This window comes from Paraburkholderia nodosa (genome assembly GCF_001718195.1).
GTDB lineage: Bacteria > Pseudomonadota > Gammaproteobacteria > Burkholderiales > Burkholderiaceae > Paraburkholderia > Paraburkholderia nodosa_A.
In genome coordinates, this window is sequence record NZ_MCNV01000001.1 from 352,243 (window position 1) to 365,355 (window position 13,113).

Below are 13,113 nucleotides of genomic sequence, written 5' to 3' on the forward strand. Positions count from 1 at the left end.
GTGCGCCGCACCCGAGTATTCATGCCTTGCAGCGAGGCGGCAATTGAAATCGGTTACGACGACATAACTCAAGGTTAAGTCGCCGGTGAGGCGCGTCGTTCGAAGCGCGCCGTCGAGGCCGGTTTCGTTGGCAACACGAACCGTTCCGCACGCCATGACTTGTCCACACATTTTGTTGGCAGCCCTGTGCGTAACCGTTGGAAGACCGCATCAAGTCCTTGATGCGCTTCGGTTAACCCACGGCGGTCCCAAGCGCGGCAACACCGTCTCGCAGCGCCTCGAAACGCACCCGTCTTTTCCACAGATTTTGTTGGCAGCCCTGTGCACAACTTCTGGACAGCGAACCTAAGTCCCTGATCGCAAACGTCAATGCGCCAGGCGACAGAGAAGTTGCACGTTTTGGAGGCACTGGACTTGTCCACAGTTAACGGGGAAAAGTCTGTGCATACACCCCCCAACATCCGCGCCAATCCATTGATAGCACAACGGATTTTCTCGCTGCGCGCGGATCGGACCAGACCTGCCTCACGCGCGCATACCCCTAAAGTTTGTAAGGGAAATGCCGTTATGCCTGGCTGTGTTGTTGGGTCTCAAGCGGCCCCATCGAAGGAATCTCATGCGCAACAATCAACCCGTCACGCAGCAGGAATTCGACTATCCCGCTTCGCAGATGCTCGTCTCGGCCACCGATCTCAAGGGCCGCATTCAGTACTGCAATCCTGCGTTCGTCGCGGTGTCGGGCTTTACGAAAGAAGAGCTGATCGGCAAGGCACATAACATCATTCGTCATCCCGACATGCCGGCCGAAGCGTTCGCCGACTTGTGGGAGACCGTGCGCGATGGCCATCCCTGGACCGCGATCGTCAAGAACCGCCGCAAGTCCGGCGACCACTACTGGGTGCGCGCGAACGTAACGCCCGTCTCCGAGCAGGGCACGGTGGTCGGTTATCTGAGCGTGCGCGTGAAGCCCACGCGCGAGGAAATCCGCACGGCAGAAGCCTTCTACACGCAAATGCGCGAGGGCCGTCTGCAAGGCGTGCGGCTGCGCCACGGCTCCGTGGTGCGCACAGGCCTCGTGGGCGCATTGCAGTCAGTCCTGCGCGTGCCCATCGCCACGCGTATCGCCTTCGGCTATGGCGCCGTGCCCGCCGTGTTCGCCGCGGCCGGCTTCGCCGCCTGGCAGGGCCTGCCGCCGCTGCCGTTCTGGGGTGCATTCGGCGCGGCCTGCCTGTGTGCGTTCGGCGCCTGGCGTCTGACCACGCGCCACCTCGGCGCACCGCTCGCGCAGATGACCACGGCCTCCACGCGCATGGCCGCGGGCGACCTCACGGCCACGCTCGCGGTCGCCACAAACGACGATCTCGGCGACGTGCTCCAGGCGCTCAATCAGCTGCAGGCCAATCTCACGGCGATCGTGTTCGACGTGCGCTCGCAGATCGACGGCATGCTCGACGCCGCGCACGAAATCTCGAGCGGCAATCTCGATCTCTCGCGCCGCACCGAAATGCAGGCGGCATCGCTCGAAGAAACCGCGGCCACGATGGATCAGCTCACGACCACCGTGCAGGCCAACGCCGAAGCCAGCGCCCGCGCGCTCGATCTCGCACGCGACGCGCAGTCCGCCGCCGCCGAGGGCGGCTCGATCGCCGCGCAGATGGAGCGCACGATGACGGGCATCACCGACGCATCGCGCCGGATCAGCGACATCACCGGCGTGATCGACGGCATCGCGTTCCAGACCAACATCCTCGCGCTCAACGCCGCTGTCGAAGCCGCGCGCGCGGGCGAGGCCGGCCGCTCGTTCGCCGTGGTGGCGGGCGAGGTGCGCATGCTCGCGCAGCGCTGCGCGGCATCGGCCAAGGAGATCAAGCAGGTCGTGGACGCCAGCGTCAACGAGATCGCCGAGGGCACGCGTCTCGTCGGCAACACGACGGCGCAGATGCGCTCGATCGACGAAGCCGTGAGCCGCGTCTCGTCGATCATCACCGAGGTCGCGAACGCCAGCGGCGAGCAGGCCGAAGGCATCCGCCAGGTCAATCAGGCCGTCGCGCATCTGGACAGCGCCACGCAGCAGAACGCCGCGCTCGTCGAGCAGGCCGCCGCCACGGCGCAGCGGCTCGCCGAGCAGGCCGACGTGCTCGACGAGGCCGTGCGCCTCTTCACCGTGGCAGGCGCCGAAGCGGAAAAGCGCGCAAAGCCCGCCCGCACCCCGGCGCGCCGCCAGAGCGTCAATCTTGCCGAAGCGGCCGAGGAGATCGCAGCGTAACGACCGGCTCGCACGCCGCGCCGCAAACGCAGTCGGGTGGCTCCGTCTATTGGTCTGAGAGATCGGCGTTAGTCCCATCTCGACAGTGCGGCGCGCGGGCGGCACCATGAAAACCGTCAGCAAGCCGTACCCCGGTTTGCTGATCCGAGTAACAACGGCGTTTCAACGGCTCGCCCGGCCTGCCCGGGTGGGCCGTTTTTTCTGTTGCGCACGCCTGGCGCCTGGCATCGCTTTGCTTCGCAACCATGACAGCGGTGCAACGCGCAACGCATTTCGCATGGCCCGTTGCAGGGCGCGCAAAAACGGGCGTTGCGCCGGCGAGTCGCGTTACACTGGCTGGCCAGGGTCGCGGCACAGCGATCTCGCTGTGTGTGTCTGCGCTCACTTGCATGAACACGCCGCGCAGCCGACCCCGTACAATGGCTCGACCACCCAACGCACGAGGACAACATCAATGCGCACGACCGGGTCTTCCGGAAACATGACCCTGCTCACCGAGCATGACGACGCGACCGGACGCGAACTGCGTTCACTGCGCCTCGAATCGGCGGCCGACGGCAAAAGCCTCTTGCTGGTCGAAGTCGACGAGCGCAAGCCGGGCATCCATCGCGAAGTGCGTTACGAAATCACGCCGGCCGAGCTGATCGCGGCCATTCGCGCACAAGGCGCCGAGCTGCCCGGGGAATCACACACGCGCTAAGCGCACCGAAACTGACGACACGAACGCGGCACGCGCAGTCTCGTGTGCCGCGTACTGTCGCTTTCCACTCATCGGGCGCCTCTCGCGAACACCTCGCGTTTCTCTCTTTTAATCCGGCGCTTTTTTCATATGCCTGCCCTACTCGGCAGGCATTCTCACGCGCGTGCAGGGGGTCGCTTGCACGCGTTCGAAATACGTCCATAATCTTTACGTTACCCTTCTATCTTTCCCGTTCCTCGCCTGACGGCGCAACGGAAGTAAGCCGATGCTACATGACCTCGTCGCGCAATACGGGCCTGCGCTGGTGTTCATCAATGTGCTCGCCGGATCGCTTGGGCTGCCCGTGCCCGCGATGCCCGCGCTCGTGTTGTTCGGCGCGATGGCGGCCATGCATCCCGGTTCGATCGGCCAGCAGGTCGCACCGGTGCTCGGGCTCGCCATCTTCGCCATGCTGATTGGCGACAGCGTCTGGTTCATGGCCGGGCGCCTCTACGGCGGCAACACGCTCAAGACGCTCTGCAAGCTCTCGCTCTCGCGCGACACCTGCGTGAAAAAAACCGAGCGCTTTTTCGGCCGCTGGGGCGTGCGCGTGCTCGCCGTCGCCAAGTTCGTGCCGGGGCTGTCGCTCGTGTCCGTGCCGATGGCCGGCGCGATGGGCGTGCCCTACCGCCAGTTCGTCGGCTTCGACGGCATCGGCGCGGCGCTGTGGTCCGGCACCGGCCTGCTCGTCGGCGTAATGTTCGCGCCGCAGATCGACATGCTGATGAGCGGCGCAAGCCGCCTTGGCCGCTTCGCCCTCGTCGTGGTGGCCGTGCTGCTGGTGCTTTACGCGACCTACCGTTGGCAGCGCCGCCGCCAGCTCATCAAAAAGCTCGCGAACGCGCGCATCACGGTGGAAGACCTTTACCGCGCGATGGGCGCCAAGCCGCCGCCGGTCGTGTTCGACATTCGTTCAGAAGAAAAGCGCAAGCTCGATCCGTACATCATTCCGGGCGCGTTGTTCGCCGACGAGCGCAAGCTCGACGAGATCGTCGGCAAGTACCCGAACGACCAGAAACTCGTGATCTACTGCTCGTGCCCCAATGAAATTTCCGCGGCCTGGATGGCGAAGAAGCTAGCCGAGGCCGGCTTTACCGATGTGGTGCCGCTGCTGGGCGGTCTCGACGCGTGGCGCGACGCCGGCCGCACGCTCGAGTCCCTCCAGATGCACGCCCACACCGAAGTCCCGGTCAACATCACGCCTAAAGCTGTCTGATCCGGGCGGCCCGCTCCCGAGCCGCCCGCACGAGGAGAACCGCCAGATGGGCACGATCACCGAAGCTGAGGTTCCCGAATCCGAGGAACTTCCTTCCGCGAGCCGCCACTCCGACACGCAGCCGCAACCCGCCGAAGCGCCGTTCTCGACGCTCTCCACGCGGCGCCATCAGATGTTCCCCCAGCTCACCGACGACGAAATCGCGCGCCTCGCGCGCTTCGGCGAAGAGCGCCACTGGTCGGCAGGGGAGCTGCTCTTTCGTACGGGCGAAACCGGCCCCGGCATGTTCGTGCTGCTCTCCGGTTCGGTCAAAGTTTTCCAGCGCGACGGGCTGGGCCGCGAGCGCCTCATCGTCGAGCATGGGCGCGGGCATTTCCTCGCCGAAGTGGGCCAGCTCTCGGGCGGCCCGGCGCTCGTGGACGGCATGGCGCTCGAACCCGTCGATGCGATCCTGATTCCGCCCGAGCGGCTGCGCGCGGCCATCGTCGCCGAAGCCGAACTCGGGGAGCGCATCGTGCGCGCGCTGATCCTGCGCCGCGTCTCGCTGATCGAAAAGGGCGCGGGCGGCCCGATTCTCGTCGGCAAGCACGACGATCCCACGCTCGTTTCGCTGCAAGGCTTCCTTTCGCGCAACGGCCATCCGTATTCCGTGCTCGACGAGCGCGACGAAGGCATGCTTTGCGGCGTGATCGAGCGTTTCGCCGCGCGCTGTGAGGACCTGCCGCTCGTGATCTGCCCCGACGGGTCGGTGCTGCGCCGTCCCAGCGCGCCCGAACTGGCCACGTGCCTCGGCATCCTGCCCGAGCTCGACGGCGAGCGCGTCTACGACGTCGCCGTGGTGGGCGCGGGCCCGGCCGGTCTCGCCACGGCGGTCTACGCCGCTTCGGAAGGCCTTTCGGTGATCGTGCTCGACTCGCGCGCGCCCGGCGGCCAGGCGGGCGCCAGCTCGCGTATCGAAAACTATCTGGGCTTTCCCACCGGTATCTCCGGCCAGGCGCTCGCCGGCCGCGCGTTCGTGCAGGCGCAGAAGTTCGGCGCACACGTGGCCATTCCGGTCTCGGTGCGCAAGCTGATCTGCGATGAAGAACCGCGGCGGCTCGAAACCTGCAGCGGCGATGTGCGCGCGCATACAGTCGTGATCGCGAGCGGCGCCGTGTACCGCAAGCCCGCGATCGAGGGCATCGATCGCTATACGGGGCGCGGCATTTACTACTGGGCCTCGCCGGTCGAGGCGAAGCTTTGCAAGCACGAGAACATCGTGCTCGTGGGCGGCGGCAATTCCGCTGGCCAGGCGATCGTCTACCTCTCCACGCACGCGCGCCAGATCGACGTGCTGATCCGCAAGGCCGGTTTCGAATCGACGATGTCGCGCTATCTGATCGACCGTATCGCTTCGCTCTCGAACGTGCACGTGCATGGGCACAGCGAGATCGGCGGCCTGGACGAAGACACGAGCGGCCTCGCCTCGGTGCGCCTGAAGATGCCGTGCCCGGAGGGCGTCGACCATTTCGATTCGCGCCATCTGTTCCTCTTCACGGGCGCGGACCCGAACACCGGCTGGCTGCGAGCATGCGGCGTGAAGCTCGACCCGCACGGCTTCGTGCTGACCGGCGACAACGAGTCGTGCAGCCTCGCGACCTCGGTGGAAGGCGTCTACGCGATCGGCGACGCGCGAGCGGGCTCGACCAAGCGCGTGGCCGCGGCGGTGGGCGAAGGCGCGGCCGTGGTCGCGCAGATCCATCAACGGCTCGCTGCGCTGCGGCCGGTGACGGTGGTCGCAGGCGTTCATGCGTGAGCGCGCTGTGGAGGTTGCAGAAGCGCCAACGGTTGCCGAAGCCGGTTCCTCGCTAGTTCTGCCGCTCGCGGCGGCTCGCACGCTGCACCTCGCGGCGCAAGGGCTGCTCACGCCGCCGCGCCGCAAGGCTACGCAAGAAGACGTGCTCGATGCGATCCGCCGCATGGCGCAGCTGCAGATCGACACGATCCACGTGGTCGCGCGCAGTCCCTATTTCGTGCTGTTCAGCCGCATTGGCGCGTTCGAGCCGGCCTGGCTCGACGCGCATCTCGCGCAGGGGCGCCTGTTCGAATACTGGGCGCACGAGGCCTGCTTCCTGCCGATCGAGGACTACGGGCTGCTGCGCCATCGCATGCTCGACCCTGCCGGCATGGGCTGGAAATACGCAGCCGAGTGGCATGACCAATACCGTGACGAGATCGACGCCCTGCTCGAGCGCATCCGCGCCGAGGGCGCCGTGCGTTCCGCCGACTTCGCGCGCGCCGAGGGCGACAAAGGCAGCGGCTGGTGGGACTGGAAGCCGGAGAAGCGGCATCTGGAAGTACTGTTCGCAACCGGCGCGCTGATGGTGGCGCAGCGGCACAACTTCCAGCGTGTGTACGACGTGGCCGAGCGCGTACTGCCGCACTGGAACGATGCGCGCGACCTGCCGCCACGCGCCGAAGCGGAGCGCGAGCTGCTCCTGCGCTCCTGCCGCGCGCTCGGCGTGATCCGCGCGGACTGGGCCGCCGACTACTTCCGCCTGCCGCGCCGCCCGTATGCCGATGCCCTCCACGCACTCGCCGACGCGGGCGAGCTGCTGCCCGTGCGGGTAGAAGGCTGGAAACACGATGCGTTCGTGCATCGCGAGCACGCGGCCCTCATCGGCGAAGCGGCGAGCGGCAAGCTCGCCTCCACGGTCACGACCCTGCTCTCGCCCTTCGATCCGGTGGTGTGGGATCGCAAGCGAGCGCTCGCGCTATTCGATTTCGATTACGCCATGGAATGCTATGTGCCGGCCGCGAAGCGCAAATACGGTTACTTCGCACTACCGATCTTGAATCGCGGACGGCTGATCGGGCGCATCGACGCAAAGGCGCATCGGGCGCAGCAGGTGTTCGAGGTGAAATCGCTGCATCTGGAGCCCGGCGTACGCGCGAGCGGCCGTCTGGTGGCCGACTTGCGCCGGGCGCTGCAGCGTTGCGCGGACTGGCACGGCACGCCGGAGCTACGCATCGGCGCAGCACCGGACGGCCTCGCAGCCGCCCTGCTGGCTGCGTGAGCGTGCGACTGCTGACCCGGCAGAGCCGCCGCACGCGTTGAGAACGATTAGTGCTCCAGCTTGGCGCGCAGTTCGCGCGCGGCTTCGAGCAAGCCTTCGTAGCCCGAACGCGCGTGTTGCGGCAGGTCGGGGTCGCCCACCAGCGCGCCCAGCGTTTCGACGAGGCTGAAGACGAGGCCCTTGGCCGCGCCCGCCGCGATCTTGCCGGACTTCACGCCTTCGTCGACGTGGCTGAAGGCGGCGTTCAGGCTCTCCAGATCCGGTTGCGATGAACCGGCGCCAGGCTTTTGAGCGTCCTGCTTTTGCTTGTCGTCGCTCGTCATGATGAACTCGATCTCCCTTGGTGAGCAGTAGTCAAAAGAATCACGCACTTTTTTAATGTTATATACCCATCGGGTGCGGGCGTCCATTCGAGGCCCGGCAGCGCGAGGAGCAACGCAAAGCGCACTCCCGAATCTTCTCACCTTTGCCGCCCACGCGCAGAAGCCGCGAGCGCGACGGCTTGTCGCTTCGTCACGCCCGGCGACTAAAAAACGCCTTGAAATCAGGGCTAATGTGGATTTCGCACGATGGATCGGCAGGTGCCTCGCCTCGCTTCACACGAGCGCCGATGGCGCGTTACGACCTCTCCCGCAAACGCTCACCATTGCGCTTCGAAACGTGGATTCTCGCCGCTTCGAGTGCGTCTGCCGATCGGTTCTCGCTCACCGCACCCCACGCCGGATTTGCATTTCACCCTTGTTTTCAAGGTACTTCTGCTCATGGCGGCACGTCCCGCGCGCTCGCGCCACTCCGTTCAAGGTGCGTGACCGGTTGGCAACCTGCTCACTCCCGAAAAGCCTCACCTCTCGCGCGACTGTCCATTTGGGGCGTCCATTGCGAAGCCTGAACGTTGCCGCGCGATGCGGTATCGTATGTGGATGTCTGCAGATGCCAATACGAGGAATCACACGATGAGCTACGCCACGAACGCGCCCGCCCGCAAGGAAATCGACTCGCTCAGCGGGGCCGCCGTCGTCGAATTCGGCACCGACTGGTGCGGCTATTGTCAGGGTGCGCAACCGCTGATCGGCGCGGCGTTCGAGCGTAATCCGCAGGTGCGTCGCCTGAAAGTGGAAGACGGACCGGGCCGCGCGCTCGGCCGCTCGTTTCGCGTGAAGCTCTGGCCCACACTCATTTTCCTGCGCGACGGTGCGGAGGTCGCGCGCGTGGTGCGTCCACAAAACGCCGCCGAACTCGACGAGGCGTTCGCTTCGCTCGCGTAGTCGCGCCACGCCCTCCTACGCGGTCCGAACGATCGGCGCAGACCGCTCCCGAAAAGCTTCACCTTTGCCCGCGGGCGCGCCCGAAAGCGCCCGCCGCGCTCACGCCTCCAGGCCGGCGAGCAGATCGTCGATCGCGCGATACACACGCTCGACCACCTCCGGCCCCACCTCCGCTTCCAGCGCCTTGTAGCGCGCCTCCAATTCGTTCGAAATCGCTTTCACGAGTTGATGGCTCTTCTTCGTGAGCGAGACGAGCACGCGCCGCTGGTCGTCGGCGAAACGCTCCTTCGTTACGAGGCCGAGCGTCTCCATACGTGCGAGCACGCCCGCCATGCTCGGGCTGGAGATCGTGCACAGGTCGGAAATCTGCCGCGGCTCGAGCGGTCCACTTTCATTGAGCGCGCGGATCACGCGCCACTGCTGCTCAGTGAGGCCGTGCGACGTGATGAGCGGGCGAAAGCGTTCCATCATCTTTTCGCGCGCGCGCAGCAGCAGCATGGGCAGGTTGCGGTGCGCAACGCGAGTGGTCGGACGCGAAGTATCGGACATGGCGGTTTCAGCTAAACGAAGAATTCGACGAACAGGCCCAGGAGAAACCCGAAAAGTTCTCATCGACGATTGACGACGGATCATAGCAAGCGCACTATTACTCACATATTAGTGTTTCCGTGAAGCCAATCCAAGCCATGTTTTCCGTTGCCGATCATCTGCTGCACGTCGAAGGCGAGGCCTTGCCGCGCGACGTCAGCGCCGCTGCCGTGCGCGGGCTGCTCGCCACAGGTGTGCGTTGCCGGGCGCCGGTGAGCGGCGCTGTCTACGGCACGCTGCTCAACGACCGCCACGCGCTCGAAGCGCTGGGCGACGCCGTGAACGCGCCCCCTTACAAGGCGCCGCCGCGCGCGCCCATTCTCTACCTGAAGCCGCGCAACACGCTCGCAGGCCACCGCGCGCGCGTGGCCGTGCCCGGCGGCGAGGGCGTCCAGGTGGGCGCATCGCTCGGCGTCGTGATCGGGCGCACCGCCGCGCGCGTCGCCGCACCTGAAGCGTTCGATTACATCGCGGGGTATACGCTCGTGGCCGATCTGAGCGTGCCGCATGCGAGCGTCTATCGCCCCTCGGTGCGGTTTCGCGCACGCGACAACTTCTGCGTAATCGGCCCCGCCGTGGTCGCGCGCCGGCATGTGGCCGATCCGGATGAACTTGCCGTTGCGGTCAACGTCGAAGGCGGCGCGGCCTTCCATGCAACGACGGCCACGAGCGTTCGTGGCGTAGCCCAATTGCTCGCTGACATCACCGACTTCATGACGCTCGCCCCCGGCGACGTCATCACGCTCGGCGTGCCGCACGGCGCACCCGTGGTTCAGGCCGGTGCGCGTGCAGCGATCTCCATTGGAGACTGGGCGCCACTCGAAATCGAATTCGTCGCGGCAGACGTGGCGCTGGGAGCACAAGCATGATGCGCGCACGCGTTGCCTATGCAGGCGCCATCCACGAAGCCACGCCCGAAGGAGACCGCGTGCGGCTCGCCGACGGCCGCGTGCGCGAGGAACATGAAGTCGTCTGGCTCGCGCCGTTCGAGCCCGGCACGATCTTCGCACTCGGGCTCAATTACGCCGAGCACGCCAAAGAACTGCAGTTCTCGAAGCAGGAAGAGCCGCTCGTGTTCCTCAAGGGGCCGGGCAGCGTGATCGGCCATCGCGGCACCACGCGCCGCCCCGCCGACGTCACGTTCATGCACTACGAGTGCGAGCTCGCCGTCGTGATCGGCCGCACCGCGCAGCACGTGAAACGCGAGGACGCCATGCAGTACGTGGCCGGCTACACGATCGCGAACGACTACGCGATCCGCGACTATCTGGAGAACTACTACCGCCCGAACCTGCGCGTGAAAAACCGTGACGGCGGCACCGTGCTCGGCCCCTGGTTCGTCGATGCCGCCGATGTCGCCGACGTCAACGCGCTCGGCCTGCGCACTTACGTGAACGGCGAACTCAAGCAGAACGGCAACACGCGCGATTTCGTCACCGGCATCGCGGAACTCATCGAGTATTTGAGCGGCTTCATGACGCTCGCCCCCGGCGACGTCGTTCTGACCGGCACGCCCGAAGGCGTCGTCAACGTGAATGCAGGCGACGAAGTCGTCTGCGAGATCGACGGTCTGGGCCGTCTCGTCAACACCGTCGCGAGCGACGTCGACTACGGGCGCTGATCCGCCAACGAATCGAACACGGACTACGTTAGACATGCGAATCGACCATCTGATCAACGGCCGCGCACACAGCGGACGCGACTACTTCGAAACCGTGAATCCCGCGAACCAGGACGTGCTCGCGGAAGTGGCGCGCGGCGGCGCAGAGGAAGTCGATCTCGCGGTGCGCGCCGCGAAAGACGCCTTTCCCGCCTGGGCGGCAACGCCCGCCGCGGAGCGCGCGAAGGCGATCCGCAAGCTCGGCGAGCTGATCGCGAAGAACGTGCCCGAAATCGCGCAGACCGAAACGAAGGACACCGGCCAGACCATTTCGCAAACCGGCAAGCAACTCGTGCCGCGCGCCGCCGACAACTTCAGCTACTTCGCCGAAGTCTGCACCGCCGTGGACGGCCACACCTACCCCACGGCCACGCATCTGAACTACACGCTGTTTCATCCCGTGGGCGTGTGCGCGCTCATCTCGCCCTGGAACGTGCCGTTCATGACCGCCACGTGGAAGGTCGCGCCCTGCCTCGCGTTCGGCAATACCGCCGTGCTGAAGATGAGCGAGCTATCGCCGCTCACGGCCTCGATGCTCGGCCAGCTCGCGCTCGATGCCGGAATTCCGGCGGGCGTGCTCAATGTCGTGCACGGCTATGGCAAGGAAGCGGGCGAGCCGCTCGTCGCGCACCCCGACGTGCGCGCCGTTTCGTTCACGGGCTCGACGGCTACGGGCAACCGCATCGTGCAGGCCGCGGGCCTCAAGAAGTTCTCGATGGAGCTGGGCGGCAAATCCCCGTTCGTGATCTTCGACGACGCCGATTTCGAACGCGCGCTCGACGCCGCCGTGTTCATGATCTTCTCGAACAACGGCGAGCGCTGCACGGCGGGCTCGCGCATTCTCGTGCAGCGTTCGATCTACGCGAAGTTCGCCGAGCGCTTCGTCGAGCGTGCGAAGCGCATCAGCGTAGGCGATCCGCTCGACGAGACAACCATCGTCGGCCCGATGATCAGCCAGGGCCATCTCGCGAAGGTCCGCAGCTATATCGAGCTCGGACCGAAGGAAGGCGCGACGCTCGCTTGCGGCGGCCTCGACGCGCCGGCGCTGCCCGACGCGGTGAAGAACGGAAACTTCGTTATGCCGACCGTGTTCGTCGATGTCGATAACCGCATGCGCATTGCGCAGGAAGAAATTTTCGGCCCGGTGGCGTGCCTGATTCCCTTCGACGACGAGGCTCATGCGATCCGCCTTGCCAACGACATCGCCTATGGTCTGTCCAGCTATGTGTGGACCGAGAACACCGGCCGCGCGCTGCGCGTGGCCGCCGCCGTCGAAGCGGGCATGTGCTTCGTGAATAGCCAGAACGTACGCGACCTGCGCCAGCCGTTCGGCGGCACGAAGGCTTCTGGCGTCGGCCGCGAAGGCGGCACATGGAGCTACGAAGTGTTCCTCGAGCCGAAGAACGTGTGTGTTTCGCTCGGCTCGCATCACATTCCGCACTGGGGCGTGTAATGGGCAAACTCGCGCTGGCGGCCAAGGTCACGCACGTGCCTTCGCTGTACCTCTCCGAACTGGACGGCCCCCACAAAGGCTGCCGCCAGGCGGCCATCGACGGCCATCACGAGATCGGCCGCCGCTGCCGCGAACTGGGCGTCGATACGATCGTCGTGTTCGATGTGCACTGGCTCGTGAACAGCGAGTATCACATCAACTGTGCGCCGCGCTTCGAAGGCGTCTACACGAGCAACGAGCTGCCGCATTTCATCAAGAACATGCCGTATGCGTACCCCGGCAATCCGCAGCTTGGCCATCTGATTGCCGATGTCGCGAACGAAATGGGCGTCAAGACGCGCGCCCATAGCGAAACGACGCTCGACCTCGAATACGGCACGCTCGTCCCCATGCGCTACATGAACGGCGACGAACATTTCCGCACGGTTTCGGTGGCGGGCTGGTGCATGTGGCACGACCTCGCCACCAGCGCGCGCTTTGGCCTGGCCGTGCGCCGCGCGATCGAAGAGCGCTACGACGGCACGGTGGCGATACTCGCGAGCGGGTCGCTGAGCCACCACTTCGCCAACAACGGCACGGCCGAAGCCTTCATGCACAAGGTCTGGGACCCGTTTCTCGAAGCGACCGATCGCAACGTCGTGGCGATGTGGGAGCGTGGCGACTGGAAAACCTTCTGCGACATGCTGCCGATGTACAACGAAAAGTGCTGGGGTGAAGGCGGTATGCACGACACGGCCATGCTGCTCGGCGCGCTCGGGTGGGACCGCTATGAAGGTCGGGCGGAAGTCGTCACGCCGTATTTCGGCAGCTCCGGCACAGGGCAGATCAACGCCATCCTGCCGGTCATGCCGCTACCGGCTTAAGCGGCTC

The 13,113-nt window shown here is 65.8% G+C and carries 12 protein-coding genes; 10 read left to right on the forward strand and 2 right to left on the reverse strand.

The window, feature by feature from the left end:
* The first annotated feature begins 616 nt into the window (after positions 1 to 616).
* From BFD71_RS01490 to BFD71_RS01510, 5 genes are all read left to right on the forward strand, one after another.
* A complete protein-coding gene (locus BFD71_RS01490; RefSeq protein WP_069261506.1) occupies positions 617 to 2,266 on the forward strand; it encodes a methyl-accepting chemotaxis protein in 1,650 nt (549 codons plus the stop codon).
* A gap of 454 nt (positions 2,267 to 2,720) precedes the next feature.
* Positions 2,721 to 2,966, forward strand: a complete 246-nt coding sequence (locus tag BFD71_RS01495) for a hypothetical protein (RefSeq protein ID WP_028207914.1) — start codon at positions 2,721 to 2,723, stop codon at positions 2,964 to 2,966.
* A 265-nt stretch (positions 2,967 to 3,231) separates the two neighbouring features.
* Positions 3,232 to 4,221: a DedA family protein/thiosulfate sulfurtransferase GlpE gene (locus BFD71_RS01500; RefSeq protein WP_069261507.1), complete on the forward strand. Its 990-nt coding sequence runs from the start codon at positions 3,232 to 3,234 to the stop codon at positions 4,219 to 4,221.
* Positions 4,222 to 4,267: 46 nt separating this feature from the next.
* Positions 4,268 to 6,016, forward strand: a complete 1,749-nt coding sequence (locus BFD71_RS01505) for an FAD-dependent oxidoreductase (protein ID WP_083244990.1) — start codon at positions 4,268 to 4,270, stop codon at positions 6,014 to 6,016.
* On the forward strand, positions 6,009 to 7,277 hold the full coding sequence (locus tag BFD71_RS01510; protein ID WP_069261508.1) for a winged helix-turn-helix domain-containing protein: 1,269 nt from the start codon (positions 6,009 to 6,011) through the stop codon (positions 7,275 to 7,277). The genes BFD71_RS01505 and BFD71_RS01510 overlap by 8 nt, the downstream gene beginning before the upstream one ends.
* 47 nt (positions 7,278 to 7,324) lie before the next feature.
* Here BFD71_RS01510 and BFD71_RS01515 read toward each other — a convergent pair whose 3' ends face one another.
* Complete coding sequence (locus BFD71_RS01515; RefSeq protein WP_028207911.1) at positions 7,325 to 7,600, reverse strand: hypothetical protein; 276 nt, start codon at positions 7,598 to 7,600, stop codon at positions 7,325 to 7,327.
* 630 nt (positions 7,601 to 8,230) lie between these two features.
* Between BFD71_RS01515 and BFD71_RS01520 the strand changes: the two genes are divergently transcribed.
* Positions 8,231 to 8,542 (forward strand): thioredoxin family protein, encoded by a 312-nt coding sequence (locus BFD71_RS01520; RefSeq protein WP_069261509.1) that lies wholly within the window; start codon positions 8,231 to 8,233, stop codon positions 8,540 to 8,542.
* A gap of 99 nt (positions 8,543 to 8,641) precedes the next feature.
* Here the strand turns inward: BFD71_RS01520 and hpaR are convergent, their stop codons facing one another.
* Entirely contained in the window at positions 8,642 to 9,040 is a 399-nt protein-coding gene (gene hpaR, locus BFD71_RS01525) for a homoprotocatechuate degradation operon regulator HpaR (RefSeq protein ID WP_069261859.1), read from the reverse strand.
* Positions 9,041 to 9,228: 188 nt separating this feature from the next.
* On the opposite strand from hpaR, the gene BFD71_RS01530 reads away from it, so the two are divergent.
* Genes BFD71_RS01530 through hpaD form a run of 4 tightly spaced genes read left to right on the forward strand, consistent with a single transcriptional unit; the run spans position 9,229 to position 13,106 of the window.
* Positions 9,229 to 9,999 carry a fumarylacetoacetate hydrolase family protein gene (locus tag BFD71_RS01530; RefSeq protein WP_069261510.1) on the forward strand — a complete coding sequence of 257 codons (771 nt, stop codon included), beginning with the start codon at positions 9,229 to 9,231 and terminating at the stop codon, positions 9,997 to 9,999.
* Entirely contained in the window at positions 9,996 to 10,751 is a 756-nt protein-coding gene (locus BFD71_RS01535; protein WP_069261511.1) for a fumarylacetoacetate hydrolase family protein, read from the forward strand. Before BFD71_RS01530 ends, BFD71_RS01535 begins: the two co-directional genes overlap by 4 nt.
* A gap of 34 nt (positions 10,752 to 10,785) precedes the next feature.
* Positions 10,786 to 12,243: a 5-carboxymethyl-2-hydroxymuconate semialdehyde dehydrogenase gene (gene hpaE, locus BFD71_RS01540; RefSeq protein WP_069261512.1), complete on the forward strand. Its 1,458-nt coding sequence runs from the start codon at positions 10,786 to 10,788 to the stop codon at positions 12,241 to 12,243.
* Positions 12,243 to 13,106, forward strand: coding sequence for a 3,4-dihydroxyphenylacetate 2,3-dioxygenase (gene hpaD / locus BFD71_RS01545; protein WP_069261513.1), 864 nt, complete (start codon positions 12,243 to 12,245; stop codon positions 13,104 to 13,106). Before hpaE ends, hpaD begins: the two co-directional genes overlap by 1 nt.
* Positions 13,107 to 13,113: the final 7 nt, after the last annotated feature.